Genomic DNA, 15,522 nt, shown 5'->3' on the forward strand with positions numbered 1-15,522 from the left:
CGTCGTCGGTCCCACGACCGGCCAAGGCCCCAACCCCTCGCTTCCGTCCAGCCCGGCGACCAGCGGGGGCGGGCAAATCCCGATGAGCCAGGGCGATGAACCTGGCACGCCGCGCGGCGGTCCTCGCCGCGTCGTCGCGCCACCGCCGCCCCGCGCAACCCACGTCCCGAACGCCGCCCGCGCCAGAACATCTGACAGACAAGGCGGATCGACGACGGCGCACCGACACGCGTCGACCGACAGACCCAATTAGCCTTCGGCCTCTTCCATCGCGACCGACTTGGGTCATAACGGGCCCCATGCAGACTCCCGCCGTCCTCTCCGTCGATCTGAACGCCCTGGCGCGCAACTATCACACCCTTGGCGCCCAGATCGGCGCGCCGGTGCATCCGGTGGTGAAGGCCGATGGCTATGGTCTGGGCGCGGGCCCCTGCGCCCAACGTCTGATGGATGAAGGCGCGCGAACCTTCTTCGTTGCGCGCGCGGCCGAGGGCGTGGCCTTGCGGACGGCCCTAGGGCCGGAGCCGATCATCTATGTTCTGGACGGCTGCCACGGTGCGGTCGTGAACGACTTCAGGGCCGCAGCCGTGCGACCGGTGCTGAACCAGCCCGCGCAGATGGCGGCCTGGGCGGCGGCGGGCGGCGGCGCCTGCGGGCTTCAAATCGACACCGGCATGAACCGCATCGGTTTCCGCCCCGAAGACGCGCCCGAGGCGTTCGAGGGCCTGGCTCTGGTCCTGACCCACCTGGCCTGCGCGGACGAGCCCGCCAATCCGATGAACCGGCGCCAGCGCGACCTTTTCGACGCCGTGACCCATCGGTATCCGGGCGCGATCCGGTCCTTCGCCAACTCCAGCGGCTGTTTCCTCGGGGCCGATTTCGCCTTCGACGCGGCGCGGCCGGGCGTGGCCCTGTTCGGCGGGGGACCCGAAGGCCGGCCCGACGACCGCATCGCGCCTGTCGCCACCCTGCTGGCCGATGTGCTTCAGGTTCGCGAGGTCCCGGCGGGCGAAAGCGTCGGCTATTCTCGGGGTTTCATCGCCGAACGACCGGTGCGGGTCGCTACCGTGGCGACAGGGTACGCCGATGGTCTGCTGCGGTCCTACAGCCCGCGCGGCGAAGTCTGGGTGGCGGGCCAGACCCGTCCCCTGCTGGGACGGGTCTCCATGGACGTCTGCGCCGTGGATGTGACGGGACTGGATGTCGCGGTCGGCGACAAGGTCGAACTGTTCGGCCCGAACCGCCCCCTCGACGCGGCGGCGGCGGCGGCCGGGACCATCAGCTACGAGCTTCTGACCTCGATCACCGCACGCGTACCGCGCGTCTATCGTCAGTAGCCGCCCGTAAGCGCAGCCATACCGGCGGTCGAGGCCACAAAGGCGACGGCCACCGCACCGACGATGGCCGATGCGATGATGCCCAGCACCAGGCCGGCCACCAGGATCACGATATAATAGACGACCTTCTTGTCTTCCGGGACCTTCATCAGGATCGGCAGGCCGAGGAACAGCAGGACCAGGCTGTAGATCGCGCCGACCAGGGCGATCAGGCCGCCCAGAACCGGAATCAGATTGGCGATCCCCGCCACCCAGGCGGCGGTGTAGGAATAGACAGCCAGCTTCTGCGCCTGCACCGGATTCGGCTGGCCGCCGAAGCTCGACGCTAGGGCGTTGATGATCAGGCCCAGAATGAACACGCCCACCAGGCCCAGCACATAGGACAACACCGCCAGGATCAGAGCGCTGACGATCGACGCATGACCGAAGGCGACGCTTGCGATCAGGGTCGCGATCGGGCCGATGGCGGCTAGGATAAGGGCGTAACGCGTATAAAGGCTGTTCGTGGTGGCGAACTCGCGGTCGATGACCTGCCACTCGGCCTTGGGCTGCATCAAGATTCCGCGCACGCGGGCGATCAGGGCCGGATCGACGGCGGGCTGCGAGGGGGGAGCGGGATCGGTCATCGAGAGGCCTTGTCTGTGCGATGCGGGCTGCATCATGAACGGATACTGACGGTACGTCGCGTCTGTAGGCAAGCCTGATGCGACACGATCTCAAATCCTTCACAATGGCGAAGGTTGCGTCCCGGCGGCTCCACGACCGGGACTGTCGTAGATCGTAAGTAACCGCCTACGAACGCCCAGCCGAATCGCCGGGCCTGCTAAGGAAGCTCATGGCCCGCGAAACCGCCCTCTATGTCTGTCAGTCCTGCGGCACGGTGCACGGCAAGTGGTCCGGCCAGTGCAGCGCGTGCGGCCAGTGGAACACGCTCAGCGAGGAAAGCCGCTCGGCCCCGCCCGGCGCCATCAAGCCAGCGACCGCCGCCTCGGCGCGCGGGCGCGGCGTCCAGTTCGAGACGCTTCAGTCCGACACACCGGAGCCGCCTCGCATCACGACGGGCGTGGCGGAGTTCGACCGGGTCTGCGGCGGCGGCGTGGTGCCCGGCTCGGCCATTCTGCTCAGCGGCGATCCCGGCGTGGGCAAATCCACCCTGTTGCTGGAGGTGGCGGCAAAGGCGGCGCTGCGTGGTGCGCGGGTGGCCTATATCTCGGGCGAAGAGGCGGTTGAACAGATCCGCGCCCGGGCCAAACGGATGGGTCTGGCCGATGCACCGGTCAATCTGGCCGCCGCGACGGCGCTGCGCGACATACTGGGCACGTTGAAACGGGAGAAGTTCGACATCGTCATCGTCGACTCGGTCCAGACCCTGTGGTCCGACGTGCACGACAGCGGACCCGGCTCCATCACACAGGTCCGCGCCTGCGCCGGCGAACTGGTGCGCCTGGCCAAGAACGACGGCCCCGCCATCGTCCTGGTCGGCCATGTCACCAAGGACGGCCAGGTCGCCGGACCTCGTGTGGTCGAACACCTGGTCGACGCTGTCATGACCTTCGAGGGCGAGCGCGGCTATCCGTTCCGAATCCTGCGCGCCGGCAAGAACCGTTTCGGCGCCACCGACGAGATCGGCGTGTTCGAAATGGGCGACAGCGGCCTGCGTGAGGTCGCCAATCCGTCCGCGCTCTTCTTGGGCGAGGGCAAGGAGCGCGCGCCCGGCGCCGCCGTCTTCGCCGGGATCGAGGGCTCCCGGCCCGTTCTGGTCGAGATGCAGGCCCTGGTCGCCCCATCCGCCTATGGCACGCCGCGCCGGGCCGTGGTCGGCTGGGATTCCGGGCGTCTGGCCATGCTGCTGGCGGTCTTGGAGGCGCGCTGCGGCCTGGGGTTCGGTGACAAGGACGTCTATCTCAACGTGGCGGGCGGCCTGCGCATCAACGAGCCGGCGGCGGACCTGGCGGCGGCGGCTGCCCTGATCAGTTCGGCCCTGGACATGCCCCTGCCCCAGGGCTGCGTCGTTTTCGGTGAGATCGGCCTATCGGGCGAGGTTCGCAGCGTCGGCCGCGCCGAGGCCCGGATGCGCGAGGCGCAGAAGCTGGGCTTCGACCAGGTCCTGTCCCCCGCCCTGCTCGCCCAGAAAGAAGGCCGGACCAAGGGCGTGAAGGTCACATCGGCCGCGCGTCTGACGGATGTTGTCGAACGAATCTCCCAGAACCGGTATTAGGGTCGCGCAGCAACCGCCTGGGCCCTTCGTGACCGGCTACGACGTCTTCATCATCATCGTCCTGCTCTTCTCGGTCGCCGCCGGCTGGCTGCGCGGGGGCGTGCGCGAGATCGTCGCCCTGCTCAGCGCCGTGCTGGCGGCCCTGGTCGCCCTGATCGCCCTGCCGTGGACGGCGGTTCCGGCGCGCGCCGTGGTCGATCCCGACTGGGCCGGAACGATCCTGGCCGCCGTCCTTACCTTCTTCGTGGTCTATTTCGGCCTGCGCCTGGTCGGGTCGCTGATCTCCAAGTCGGCCCACGCAAGCCCCTTGGGGGTCGTGGACCGTGTCCTGGGCCTTCTGGTCGGGCTCGGCCGGGCGCTGATCCTGATCGGGGCGATCCATCTGGTCATCGTCGCCGCCCTGCCGGGGCAGCGTATGCCGCGCTGGCTGGCCGAAGCGCGCCTCTACACCGTCAGCGCCGTGGGCGCCCGCGCCATCCAGATCATCCTGCCCGGCGTGGCCAGGGGGGCCGACGCCCTCACGCCGGTGATCGATTCCTCCGTGCGCAGCGGGTTTTCGAACGACGAAGCCTTGCCCCGGACGCAATCCGGGCCTAACTCGCCGCGCGACGCCGCCCCTTGAAATCCCCCGGTCATCGGAGCCCGACGATGCGCCATCATATCGCCGATCCCGTCGTTCACCGCCCCCACTGGCGAGAGCCCGAGGACGATCAGTTGCGTCTGGAATGCGGCGTCTGCGGCGTATGGGGCGCCGACGAGGACGAGGGTTCGGCGGTCGTGGCCCTGGGCCTGCACGCCCTGCAGCATCGCGGTCAGGAAGCCTGCGGCATCGCCAGCGTCAAGGACGAACGCTTCTACACCGAACGCCATCAGGGCCTGGTGGGCGAGGCCTTCGGCGCCGCCGACCTGTCGCAGCGGATGCCCGGCCGGGCAGCCGTGGGGCACACCCGCTATTCCACCGCCGGCGGTTCCTTCCTGCGCAACATCCAGCCGATGTTCGCCGATCTGGACCAGGGCGGCATCGCCATCGCCCACAACGGCAACCTGACGAACTTCAAGTTCCTGCACAGCCAGCTGGTCAGCGAAGGGGCCATCTTCCAGTCGACTTCGGATTCGGAAGTCATCCTTCACCTGATCGCCCGCAGCCGCAAAGCCAAGATCGTCGACCGCTTCATCGACGCCCTGGCCCGCATCGAAGGCGGCTATGCGCTGGTCGCCCAGACCCGGTTCAAGATGATCGGCGCCCGCGACCCGCTGGGCATACGCCCGCTGGTGCTGGGTCAGATCGGCGAGGCCTGGGTGCTGGCGTCCGAGACCTGCGCCCTGGACATGATGGGCGCGACCTTCGTGCGCGACGTCGAGCATGGCGAGGTCGTGGTCATCGACAAGAACGGCCTGCGGTCGATGAAGCCCTTCCCCGCCCGCGCCGCCCGCCCGTGCCTGTTCGAATACGTCTATTTCTCGCGCCCGGACTCGGTCGTGAACGGCCGCTCGGTCTACGAGGTGCGCAAGGAGATGGGTCGCGGCCTGGCCCAGGAACACGGCGTCGAAGCCGACATCGTCGTGCCTGTGCCCGATTCCGGCGTTCCCGCCGCCCTGGGCTACGCCCAGGAAAGCGGCATCCCCTACGAAATGGGCATCATCCGCAGCCACTATCTGGGGCGCACCTTCATCCAGCCCAGCCAGGGCGCCCGTCAGAAGGGCGTGCGCATGAAGCACAGCCCCAACAAGGCGGCGCTGGAAGGAAAGCGCGTCGTGCTGATCGACGATTCCATCGTGCGCGGCACCACCTCCGTCAAACTGGTCCGCGCCGTCCGCGCGGCGGGCGCCAAGGAGGTCCACCTGCGCTCGGCCAGCCCGCAGATCCTCTTCCCCGACTTCTACGGCATCGACATGCCCGAACGCGCCCAACTGCTGGCCGCCAACAAGACGCTGGAAGAGATGCGCGAAATGCTGGAGGTCGATTCCCTCGGCTTCCTGTCCATCGACGGCCTGTATCGCGCCATGGGCGAGACCGGCCGCGACAATACGAACCCCCAGTTCACCGACCACTATTTCACCGGCGACTATCCCACGCGCCTTTTAGACCGTGAGATCGAGGAAGGCGGCCGCGAGTTCGGCGCCCGACAACTTTCGTTGCTGGTCAGCGCCTGAAGCGCGTTCGGTTCAGGTTTCGCCCACTCGACCGGCGGGCGCGACCAGCAACCCGACCAAGATAACACCGGCGCACAGCACAGCCGCCACCGCGAACGGCAGGCCCGGCGCGCGTTCGTACAACAGGGCGCTGCCCAGGGGCGCGATGATGGCGGCCACACCCTGCATCAGTGTGACCAGACCGGCCGCCGCACCCTGACGGTCCTGATCCACGGCCAGTGAGACGCCCGACATATACCCCGGAATGACCAAGTCCCGCCCCCACGCCGAACAGGGCGTAGGCCCCCGCATAGGTCGCGCGCGAGGCCGTGAACAACAGTACCAGCAGAGAAATCAGCAGGAACGGAGCGCCCGCTCGCACCAGCCGGCGCGGCGCCCATTTCAACAGCTTCATCTGCATCGTCTGGGTCGCCAGACCACGCTCAGCGACAGGGCCAGGAACCGCGCCGTCTCCGACCCGCTCAGATTCAGGCGGTCCTGAAAATAGAAGCCCGCGCTGACCTGAAGCGTCACGATGGTCAGCATCAACAGCAGGCCGATCAAGAGCCAGCCGCGCACGGCGGGAGCGAACGGGCTAAGCCGATGAGTGGTCGATCGCTGCACCACCAGGGCGACCATGACGAAGGCCAGAACCGGCAGGACCGACGCCAGGACCATCGGCCAGATCAACCCCCGCAACGCCAAGGCGCCGCCCTGGGCCGGTCCCGCGATCATGCCCAGGCCGCTGGCCGCGCCGATCAAGGCCATCCCCGCGCTGCGGGTCTCGGCCGTGGTGGTGTCGGCCATATAGGCCTGGGCGGCGGCCGGGGCGGCGGGCAAAAAGGCTCCGACAAACGCCCTGCCAGCGAACAAGGCCGCCAGAAGCGGGACGCCGACGAGGACGCCCTTCAGGCCCAAGTCGATCACCACGGCATAGACGGCATAGCTGACGCACAAGCCGGCGAACCCCGCCAGGATCACGGCCTTGCGCCCCCAATGATCGCTCTTGGCGCCCCACCAGGCTCCTGTGACCGCCATGACGATCGAACCGATGGAAATCATCCAGCCGCCCTGGCTTTCGCTCAATCCCATCGCCCGGATCAGGGGCGCGAGCATCGGCATGATGATCATGACTGCCAGGGTCGAGGCGAAGACGGACAGGAAGATCGCGATACGGGTCATGGCATCGGCTCAACATAATAATGAGAGTCGTTCGCATATCATGCATCCACTTTCAGCGTCGAGCCTCCCTTGGCGTTCCGGGCGATGCAGCCTATCAGACAGGGATGTCGACCGCCCCCGCCCCTCTCGCCGACCGCATCGCCCTTGTCGTCGGCGCCTCGCGCGGCATCGGCTATGAAAGCGCCCTGGCGCTGGCCAAGGCGGGAGCGCACGTCGTCGCCACGGCCCGCACCCAGGGCGGTCTGGAAGAGCTGGACGACGCCGTCTTCGCCGCCACCGGCAAGCACGCGACCCTGGTGCCGTTCGATCTGGTGGACGGCGGGGCCATCGACCGTCTGGGCGGCGCCATCTTCGAACGCTTCAAGAAGCTGGACGTCTGGGTCCATGCGGCGGCGACCATGGGGCCCTCCGGCCTGACGCCGGTGTCCCACGCCGACCCGCGCGAGTTCGCCAAGGTCGAGAAGACCAACTTCACCGCCGTCTATCGCCTGATCCGGTCGCTGGAGCCGCTGCTGCGTGCATCCGACGCCGGTCGGGCTATCCATTTCACCACCAGCGTCGCCACCAACCCGCGCGCCTTCTGGGGCATGTACGCCGCCACCAAGGCGGGCGCCGAGGCCCTGGTGAAGGCCTGGGCCGACGAGATCGAAAGCACGCCCGTCCGCGTCAGCATCGTCGATCCGGGCCGGATGCGCACCGCCATGCGCGCCCAGGCCTATCCGGGCGAAGACCCGTCGGTCCTGCCCCATCCGTCCGAGATCGGCCCCCTGGTCGTGGACCTGGCCCGCCCGGACGCGATCCCGCCCCTGACTATCCGGTTTCGGGATTGGAAGTCCGGCCCGTCAACCGAAGCCCTGATCTGAGGCTTTCGTCCCTGCCGGCCGCCGTTCGTCCCAGGACGATGGCGATGTGTGGCGGGCGGCGGCAAGGCGGGGTCCATGACCCTGTTCTCGTCCTTTCTGATCATCCACGTCTCGACCGGGCTTTGCGCCGTTCTGGTCGGCGTCCTTCCCGTCGTCACGCGAAAGGGCAGCCGCGCCCATCGGCTCTGGAGACGGCTGTTCGCCGGCCTGATGGCCGTCCTTCTGGTCTGCGCCTGGGCAATGACGGCGCTTAGGTTCAACACCTATTTCCTTGGCCCTGTCGGCGACCGCGACGCTCAACCTGTTTTCGGGCGCGCGGGTGTTGGGGCGCAAACGGCCCGATCTGAACGCTGAGGACCGCGCTCGCCCTCTGGACTGGGCCGCGACGCTGGGCGTGATCGGCGTCGGCCTGTGGGTTCTCGTCCTGCTGGCGAGCGGCCGTTCAGACGGTCCCGCAACCGTCTCCGCCGCCCTGGCCGCCAGCGCCCTGACGATGGGCGTCTGGGATCTGTGGCGGTTCGTCGCCCCGACATCCTGGCCCCTTTCGCCAAACCTCTGGACCTACGAGCATCTGGCGAAGATGCTCAGAGCCTATTCTGCGGTATTGAGCGCCTTCTCGGGCAACTTCCTGACTGCCCTGCCCGCGCCCTGGAGCCAGCTCTGGCCGACCGTCCTGTTCCAATGTCTGATGGTCGCCTGGATCGCGACCCTCCTGGTCCGCAAACGCCGTCTTCCCTTGTGCGCCGGTTGAAGCGCGCGCCCGTCGTAGCGGCCGTCGGCCTGTTTACGGCCTACAGCTATGTCGCCACCGTGCTGGCCCGTCGCCTGGTATCTGCGGCGCGGGTTGGCAGAGTTGTCCGTGGGCGCGTCCCTGCTTTGGGCGGCCCTGTCGTACACACCGTGGCTGGGGGTCGCGGGGCTGACATGGGCCGTGATCCGCCGGTTCGGCGCCGGGTGGCGGGCGACAGGTGTTCTGGTCGCTGTCATGCCGGACGTCGTTCCCGTGATCGCCACCCTGAACGCCCACACCGACATGGGTTTCCTCAATCATGCCGGCGACGGAAGCGAATGGGCGGCGCGGACCATCGACCGGCTGCCGGTCGTCCTTCCGCTCTACACCGCCGTCGTCGCCGTGGGTTTAGCCGCCGCCTATTGGCGCAGCGCCCGCGACGCCCGCGACCGATCGCTGTCCTGACCGCCGCCCTGTCCCAGGCCCGCACGCTGGAGCCGGACCAGAACCAGCGCATTCTCGTCTCCACGGGCCGGACGCGCGCCTCGATCCCTGTCGGCGACATCGAATGGTTCGCCTCGGCCGGCAACTATGTGGTGGTCAACTGGGACGGCAAGGAGGGCCTGATCCGCGACACGCTACAGGCGCTGGAAGCGCGTCTGGATCCGCGCCTCTTCACCCGCAGCCACCGCTCCAGCCTGATCAACCTGGCCCGCGTCGGTCAGGTCCAGCCGCTGTCGGACGGGGCCTGGCGGCTGACGATGGCCAGCGGCGCCGAATTGGTGGTCAGCCGCACCTATCGCGACGCTGTGCTGGAAAAGCTGGGGCGGTCACCTCAGGGCAGATAGGCAAACACCTTCAGCCAACCCTCGGCTTGGGCCAGGTCGATGGCTTCGAACAGGGGGATGGCCAGCAGGAAGACCAGGCCGTCGCGGATCGTGGTCAGGAAGAAGGACGGCCGCACCGACAGGTCCTCCTCGTCCCGCCAGAGGGCGAAGTTGGGCCAGAAGCGCGGCGTCCGGGCCTTGTACGCCGCATAGTCGGCGCCGAAGGTCGCGCCCAGCCAGGCCTCCTCGCGGCGAACCGTCAGATAGAAGACCGCCACCGACGCCAAGGTGAACAGCACCGCCAGGGTCAGGCTGCCGCTCTGGGCACCGACGCCGAACGCGCCGAAGAAGCTGAAGATATAGAGCGGGTTGCGGCTGATCGAATAGGGACCGCGCGACACGATCTCGGCCTTCTTGCGCCCGCCGATATAGAGCGAACACCAGGCGCGCCCCACGATGGCGAAGACGATGGCGGCCAGGCCCACAGCTTCGACGCCTTCGTGCAGCGGACTGTCCAGGCCGCTGGCGGATTGCGACACCATGGTCAGCCCGACCAGCGCCAGCAGGGCGACAAGCACGGCGCCCTTGCGGATCTTCTGAACGGCCTGAAGGTCGAACGCTTGGATCGGGGTCATTATTCGCTCCGTATTAGGCCTGAATCCAAGCGCCGCTTTACGACGACGCGCAAGTGGTATGTTTGCGAGCGAAAATCGGTCTCGAAAGCCGCCTGCGACGGTTCAGAGGGTCGCCAGCAGGTCCGCCAGTTCCGCCGGCCAGATCGTCTCGGTCGAGGCGCGGATGTCGTCGGCGCTCCACCAGCGATGCGCCGTCAGCACCCGCTGCTCCTCTTCCGTCCAGGCCACGTTCGACAGATCGAAATCCTCGGTTCGCAGCAGGAAGAACCGCTGATCGACCCTCGCCATTCGCCCGTCGGGCAGGCGGAAACATTCGATGACCTGCGCGACCTCCAGCCCGGGATCCTCGACGACCAGGCCGGTTTCCTCAAACAGTTCGCGACGCGCGGCGTCAGCATAGGTCTCGCCAGGATCGCAGCCGCCGCCAGGCGTCGCCCAGAAGGCGGTCCCAGCCAACGGTCCGTCCGCATAGTCGAAGCGGAACAGCAGAACCCGCCCCTGCCCGTCAACAATCAGCCATCGTGACGTGGGCCGATCAGGCAGGATGGAGGGATCGGCGTCGCTCATGCGATCAACGCCTCGACCTCAACGCTTTGCGCCGCCCTTCTGGCCGGTGCGGACGCGGCCAGAGCGCGAGACCTGGCGGGCCCCGCCCCGCGCGCCCTTGCCGACGAAGGCGTTGGTGCCGGACTTCTTGGACGCGCTGGCTTTCAACCCGCCCAGGGGTTTGACCTTGGGCTTGATCCCCGCCTTGGCCTTCTGCTCCAGCGCCTTGCCGGGCAGGTTCGACAACCGTTCCTCGGCCTTTTCGGCCTTCTGCACCCGGCGCGGGGCGGTCTTGGCCGCGCCCTTGAACCGTTCGGGGCCGGACTTGGCGCCGCCATCGACATAGGGGTTGGTTCCGCTGGTCTTGACGATCAGACGGATCGGCGTGCCCGGCAGATCGAAGCTCTCGCGCAGGGAGTTGATCAGATAGCGCTTGTAGTGGTCCGGCATCGCCTCGGCGCGGCTGGCCATCAGCACGAAGGTGGGCGGGCGGGCCTTGGTCTGGGCCATGTATTTCGGCTTGATGCGCTTGCCGTCCACGGCGGGCGGCGGGTGCCGCTGGGTCGCCATCGACAGCCAGGTGTTCAGGTCCTTGGTCTTCACCTTGACCGACCAGTTGTCATAGGCCTGAAGCACGGCGGGCATCAACCGGTCCACGCCCCGGCCCGAATGCGCCGACAGGGCGACGAAGGGCGTGCCCTTCAGCTGGGGCAGCTTGTCCTCGGCCATGGCCTTCAGCTTGGCCAGGCGCGACTGGGGCTCTTCCTCCAGGTCCCACTTGGACGCCACATAGACCAGGGCCCGGCCTTCGCGCTCGACCAGATCGGCCAGTTGCAGGTCCTGGGTGTCGAAGGCGTCGTCTTTGTCCATCACCAGGATCACCACCTCGGCGAAGGTGATGGCGCGGATTGTGTCGGCGACCGACAGCTTCTCCAGCTTCTCCTGCACACGGGCCTTGCGGCGCATGCCGGCGGTGTCCACCAGGCGGATATTCTTGCCTTCCCAGACCCAATCGACCGAGATGGAATCGCGCGTGATCCCCGCCTCCGGCCCGGTCAGTAGCCGATCGTCGCCGATCAACCGGTTGATCAGGGTCGACTTGCCCGCGTTCGGCCGGCCGATGACGGCGATGCGGATCGGCTTGTCCGGCTCGTCGATCTCCTCGACAAAGATATCCTGAGAGCCGGCGACCAGGGCGGCGTACAGATCGGCCATTCCCTCGCCGTGTTCGGCCGAAATGGCGACGGGCTCTCCGAACCCCAAGGCGTGCGCCTCGCCCACCCCGCCGCCGCTCTCGCGGCTTTCGGACTTGTTGGCCAGCAGGATGACCGGCTTGTGCACCTTGCGCAGGCGGTCGGCGAAGATGCGGTCCAGCGACGTCACGCCTTCGCGGGCGTCCATCATGAACAGGATCAGCTCGGCGTCCTCGATGGCCGCCTCGGTCTGCTCGCGCATCCGGGCTTCCAGGCTTTCGTCGGTGACGTCCTCATAACCCGCCGTGTCGATCAGCGTCAGGTCCAGATCGCCGATATTGCCGTCGGCGTAGCGACGGTCACGGGTCACGCCGGGGCGGTCGTCGACCAGCGCCAGACGCTTGCCGACAAGGCGGTTGAACAGTGTCGATTTGCCCACATTGGGGCGGCCGACGATGGCGACCTTCAGAGCCATATCGGCCTTCTAACGCAATTTGGCTGAAACGTCAGCGGATGCAGATCAGCTGACCATTGTCGGTCAGCACGTAAAGCGCGCCGTTATAGGCCGCCGGGGCGATATAGGCGGGCGCGCCCAGCTTCAGCGTGGTTTGCTGCGCGCCGGTCTTCGGATCGAACGCCACCGCTTCGCCGAAGGAGTTGACCATCACCAGACGGTTCGACGCCAGAAGCGGCCCCGACCATTGCGGCGTGATGGTGCGACGACCGAAGGTCAGGAAGCCCCCTTCCTTGCGCGCGCGACCCTCATTCAGTTCGCGCGTCCAATAGACCTGGCCCGTATCCCGGTTGACGGTGATCAGCTGGCCGGACTTGGACACGGCATAGACCACGTCGCCCACCGGCAGCGGCGCGTTGACGCCCGTGACCGGCAGTTGCCACTTGGGCTGGCCCGACCGCAGGTCCAGCGCCCCCAACACGCCCGAATGGCTGACGCCATAGACCATGCCGCGGCTGATGACGGGGCGGCCGGCGACGTCGCGAACTTCCGACAGGGCGCTGGTGCGGCTGGTGCGCGACAGGGTCTCTTCCCACACCGCCTGGCCGTTGACGGCCGACAAGGCGACCAACTGGCCCGAGGCGAAGGGCGCGACCACCGTATTGCCCGACACCGCCGGACTGGAGGCCCGCATCACGCGCGCCGGTTCCGCGATGCCGCGATAGGTCCAGTCCTGGGCCCCGGTCGTGGTGTCGAAGGCGAACAGCTGGCTGTCCACGTCCACGACGAAGACGTGGTTGCCCGCCACGGTCGGCGCGCCGTGGATCGGCGAATCGACCGCCTGGGTCCAGACCACGGCGCCCGTGTTGGCGTCCAGCGCGGACATGGAGCGATAGCCCGACGAGACGAAGACCTTGCCGCCGCCGACGGCCACGCCGCCGCCAAACCCGCCGCTACGGTCGCGCTCGGGGTTCTTGACGCTGGTCTTCCACAGAATCTCGCCCGTGTCGGCCGAGACGGCGGACACCGTCGAATCGCCGTCCAGCACGAAGATCTTGCCGTTGTCGGCCACCACCGGCGCCATGACGTTGCCGACACGGGCCGAACCAGCGCCGATGTTGCGCTTCCAGGCGATCTGGAAGTTCGGGGCGGCGATGACGTGTTCGACCAGATTCTCGGTCGTGCCGCCCGGCTGGGCCCAGGCCGTCGCGGCCTGAGGCCCCGGCAGGAAGAAGTCGCGGCCCGACAGGGCGGCGGACGGCGCCAGCTGCTGTTCGAACTCCAGCACCGAAATCCGCTGGCCGGCCGAGGCGGTGGCCCCCGGTTGATCCTTCTTGCCGATGAACGGCAGGTTGCGCGTCAGGGTGCCGCAGGAGGCCATGGTGGCCGCGACGCCGCAGATCAGCGCGACTTTCAGAACTCGAGTCATCGGGGGCGTCCTGTTGGGAGGCGTCACTGTTGGGCGGTCGCAGCGGCGGCCGAAGCCGAAGCCGGAGCCGGTGTCGAAGGCGTCGGCGCGTTGCCGGCCCGGGCGGCGGGCGGCGGAGCGTCGGCGGCGGCCTTGACGATGGCCGGCAGGGCCGCCGACGTCCCGGCGTCGATCGATTCGATGGCGATCTGGGCGCGTTGACGCACCGAATCCGGCACGTCCTGCCCCAGTTGCAGCAGCACGAAGGCCTCGCGCGCTTCCTTGGTCTTGCCGTGTTGCAGCCGCGCCAGGGCCAGGGCCTCCTGGGCGAAGGCATGCAGCGGCCGCTTGTCGTCAGCCAGCGGCTGCAGCCGCTTTTCGATCTCATCCAGCGGGGCGGTGTCCATGATCAGGAAGGCGGCCTTCAGGGCGGCCGGATCACCGAGGATGGGATCATTCGCGGCCTTGGACGCCTCGTCGAACAGGCGCACGGCGTCGGGAATCTTGTTGGCGGTCACGGCCAGGCCGGCCTGTTGCTGCAGGGCCAGGACCTTGTAGGCGCCGCCGGCCTTCACGGCTTCTTCGAAGGCGGCGCGGGCGTCCATCGGCTTTTCGGCGCGCAGGGCCTCCATGCCGCGATCATAGGCCGCCGCCCCCTTGGCCGCCTGGTTGGAGTTGTAGGAATCCCAACCCCACCAGCCCAGGGCGCCGATCAACGCGACCACCAGAACGACGCCCACGACAGGCAACCAGGTGCGGGCCAGACGCTTGTAGCGCTCGGAGCGAAGCTCCTCCTCGACCTGCTCGAAGACATCAACCACGGAAACGTCGCCCCAAAATCGCTAAAAGCAAACCGGCGCGGACCCTAGAAGGTCGGCGCTTCGCCCGCAACGTGATCCGTTACGGCCTAGCCGGCTTTTTCGAGCAGTAGGTCCCGACTTCGGCAGGAAAACGGCGGCCTGTCTTCCGAAGACCGAAAGCCAGGCCGGCGGCGCCGCTTTTCCGTGCACGGTCGATCGCGCATCCACGATTCGACAAATCCTGTCTTCAGACGTCCTGCGACAGCTTCACCGCGCCCGCCGCCAGCATGGCGACCAGAGCGCCGGCCACAGCCCAGAACATCACCATCCCCGACCCGCTCATCAGGTCCAGCGCCCCCAGGCCCAGGCCATCCAGCCCCGTCTGGACCACGCCCTGGGCGGCGGCGCTCGCCGATCTCAGGCCCTGGACCACAGGCGCCCCGCCCTCGTCGGAAAAGTTCACCTTGACCCCCTCGCGCAGAGCCAGACCGCCGCCGATCACAGCGGCTGCCGTCAGGATCAGACTGCGCCAGCGCGAGCGTTTTTCCAGCCTGGCCTGAAACACCGCCAGGAACAGGGCCTCGTCGGCCAATGGGGTCGTGCGGGCGAACAGCCGCTCGATCATCGGATCGAATTCGTCAGCCGACATGGCTCGACCTCCCGCCTGCGTCCGTCGCCGGCTGAAGCCGGGCGCGGAGTTTATCCAGACCACGTTTGACATGGGATTTCACCGTTCCGAGCGGCAAATTCATGGCCGCCGCGATCTCGGGGTGGGACATGCCCGCGCCGTGGCACAGGGACACGCACACCCGCTCGGTTTCGTTCAACGCCTTCATCGCCTCGTCCAGGTCCAGGGCCCTGGCGTGATCGACGGGCGTCGCCGCCTCATCGACCTCGCTTTCGGCGACATAGCGGGCCTCGTGCGCCACGCGCTTGAGATACAGGCGCGCGGCGATCTTCTTGATCCAGCCGGCGAAGGTCCCCTGCCCCCTGAACTCGGCGCAGCGCTGGAAGCCCTGCAGGAAGGCGTCCTGCGCCACGTCGTCGGCCAAAGAGGGCGCGGCGCCCATCCGGCGCAGCAGACCCCGCACCGCAGAGCCGTGTCGCCGCACCAGTTCGCCATACTCGCGCCGCCCCCCGGCCGCCGCCTGGACGGCCAGTTCGACATCGTGAAGCTCTCGAAGTGACTTGGTCAT

The 15,522-nt window shown here is 67.9% G+C and carries 19 protein-coding genes; 9 read left to right on the plus strand and 10 right to left on the minus strand.

All coding sequences use genetic code 11. The features are described from left to right. Positions 1–299 precede the first annotated feature (299 nt). Positions 300–1,337, plus strand: a complete 1,038-nt coding sequence (gene alr, locus ACWPV3_RS11965; protein WP_453978005.1) for an alanine racemase — start codon at positions 300–302, stop codon at positions 1,335–1,337. Here the strand turns inward: alr and ACWPV3_RS11970 are convergent. After that, positions 1,331–1,963: a Yip1 family protein gene (locus tag ACWPV3_RS11970; protein ID WP_292088538.1), complete on the minus strand. Its 633-nt coding sequence runs from the start codon at positions 1,961–1,963 to the stop codon at positions 1,331–1,333. The two genes, alr and ACWPV3_RS11970, sit on opposite strands and share 7 nt — an antisense overlap. Positions 1,964–2,172: 209 nt before the next feature. Here ACWPV3_RS11970 and radA point away from each other — a divergent pair, with 209 nt between their 5' ends. Genes radA through purF form a run of 3 tightly spaced genes read left to right on the plus strand, consistent with a single transcriptional unit; the run spans position 2,173 to position 5,709 of the window. Further along, a complete protein-coding gene (radA, locus tag ACWPV3_RS11975) occupies positions 2,173–3,555 on the plus strand; it encodes a DNA repair protein RadA (RefSeq protein ID WP_453978006.1) in 1,383 nt (460 codons plus the stop codon). A 28-nt stretch (positions 3,556–3,583) separates the two neighbouring features. Next, positions 3,584–4,177, plus strand: coding sequence for a CvpA family protein (locus tag ACWPV3_RS11980; RefSeq protein WP_453978007.1), 594 nt, complete (start codon positions 3,584–3,586; stop codon positions 4,175–4,177). A gap of 26 nt (positions 4,178–4,203) precedes the next feature. After that, positions 4,204–5,709 (plus strand): amidophosphoribosyltransferase, encoded by a 1,506-nt coding sequence (gene purF, locus ACWPV3_RS11985; RefSeq protein WP_453978008.1) that lies wholly within the window; start codon positions 4,204–4,206, stop codon positions 5,707–5,709. Between the two features lie 12 nt (positions 5,710–5,721). Here the strand turns inward: purF and ACWPV3_RS11990 are convergent, their stop codons facing one another. Both ACWPV3_RS11990 and ACWPV3_RS11995 read right to left on the minus strand, forming a co-directional pair. After that, on the minus strand, positions 5,722–5,961 hold the full coding sequence (locus ACWPV3_RS11990; protein ID WP_453978009.1) for a hypothetical protein: 240 nt from the start codon (positions 5,959–5,961) through the stop codon (positions 5,722–5,724). A gap of 138 nt (positions 5,962–6,099) precedes the next feature. Next, positions 6,100–6,870, minus strand: a complete 771-nt coding sequence (locus tag ACWPV3_RS11995; protein WP_453978010.1) for an MFS transporter — start codon at positions 6,868–6,870, stop codon at positions 6,100–6,102. A 104-nt stretch (positions 6,871–6,974) separates the two neighbouring features. Between ACWPV3_RS11995 and ACWPV3_RS12000 the strand changes: the two genes are divergently transcribed. The 5 genes from ACWPV3_RS12000 to ACWPV3_RS12020 all read left to right on the plus strand — a co-directional run bounded on the left by ACWPV3_RS12000 (position 6,975) and on the right by ACWPV3_RS12020 (position 9,311). Next, a complete protein-coding gene (locus tag ACWPV3_RS12000) occupies positions 6,975–7,733 on the plus strand; it encodes an SDR family NAD(P)-dependent oxidoreductase (RefSeq protein WP_453978011.1) in 759 nt (252 codons plus the stop codon). Between the two features lie 75 nt (positions 7,734–7,808). Further along, entirely contained in the window at positions 7,809–8,087 is a 279-nt protein-coding gene (locus ACWPV3_RS12005; protein WP_453978012.1) for a hypothetical protein, read from the plus strand. Next, the gene (locus ACWPV3_RS12010; protein WP_453978013.1) at positions 8,053–8,484 is read left to right on the plus strand and encodes a hypothetical protein; all 432 of its coding nucleotides are present in this window, start codon (positions 8,053–8,055) and stop codon (positions 8,482–8,484) included. The genes ACWPV3_RS12005 and ACWPV3_RS12010 overlap by 35 nt, the downstream gene beginning before the upstream one ends. 108 nt (positions 8,485–8,592) lie before the next feature. Further along, positions 8,593–8,928 carry a hypothetical protein gene (locus ACWPV3_RS12015; protein ID WP_453978014.1) on the plus strand — a complete coding sequence of 112 codons (336 nt, stop codon included), beginning with the start codon at positions 8,593–8,595 and terminating at the stop codon, positions 8,926–8,928. Further along, positions 8,886–9,311 (plus strand): LytR/AlgR family response regulator transcription factor, encoded by a 426-nt coding sequence (locus tag ACWPV3_RS12020; RefSeq protein WP_453978015.1) that lies wholly within the window; start codon positions 8,886–8,888, stop codon positions 9,309–9,311. The genes ACWPV3_RS12015 and ACWPV3_RS12020 overlap by 43 nt, the downstream gene beginning before the upstream one ends. Here the strand turns inward: ACWPV3_RS12020 and ACWPV3_RS12025 are convergent. The 7 genes from ACWPV3_RS12025 to ACWPV3_RS12055 all read right to left on the minus strand — a co-directional run bounded on the left by ACWPV3_RS12025 (position 9,299) and on the right by ACWPV3_RS12055 (position 15,522). Then, complete coding sequence (locus ACWPV3_RS12025) at positions 9,299–9,925, minus strand: methyltransferase family protein (protein WP_312733117.1); 627 nt, start codon at positions 9,923–9,925, stop codon at positions 9,299–9,301. The genes ACWPV3_RS12020 and ACWPV3_RS12025 overlap by 13 nt on opposite strands. A gap of 102 nt (positions 9,926–10,027) precedes the next feature. Then, on the minus strand, positions 10,028–10,492 hold the full coding sequence (locus ACWPV3_RS12030) for an NUDIX hydrolase (RefSeq protein ID WP_453978016.1): 465 nt from the start codon (positions 10,490–10,492) through the stop codon (positions 10,028–10,030). Positions 10,493–10,510: 18 nt separating this feature from the next. Next, positions 10,511–12,139: a ribosome biogenesis GTPase Der gene (gene der, locus ACWPV3_RS12035; RefSeq protein ID WP_292088555.1), complete on the minus strand. Its 1,629-nt coding sequence runs from the start codon at positions 12,137–12,139 to the stop codon at positions 10,511–10,513. Between the two features lie 31 nt (positions 12,140–12,170). Next, complete coding sequence (locus ACWPV3_RS12040) at positions 12,171–13,547, minus strand: outer membrane protein assembly factor BamB family protein (protein WP_453978017.1); 1,377 nt, start codon at positions 13,545–13,547, stop codon at positions 12,171–12,173. A gap of 23 nt (positions 13,548–13,570) precedes the next feature. Next, positions 13,571–14,347: a tetratricopeptide repeat protein gene (locus ACWPV3_RS12045; RefSeq protein ID WP_453978018.1), complete on the minus strand. Its 777-nt coding sequence runs from the start codon at positions 14,345–14,347 to the stop codon at positions 13,571–13,573. A 226-nt stretch (positions 14,348–14,573) separates the two neighbouring features. Further along, the gene (locus ACWPV3_RS12050; RefSeq protein ID WP_313453077.1) at positions 14,574–14,975 is read right to left on the minus strand and encodes a hypothetical protein; all 402 of its coding nucleotides are present in this window, start codon (positions 14,973–14,975) and stop codon (positions 14,574–14,576) included. Beyond that, the gene (locus ACWPV3_RS12055; RefSeq protein WP_313453078.1) at positions 14,965–15,522 is read right to left on the minus strand and encodes an RNA polymerase sigma factor; all 558 of its coding nucleotides are present in this window, start codon (positions 15,520–15,522) and stop codon (positions 14,965–14,967) included. Before ACWPV3_RS12055 ends, ACWPV3_RS12050 begins: the two co-directional genes overlap by 11 nt.

The organism is Brevundimonas sp. Marseille-Q4549 (assembly GCF_976940555.1).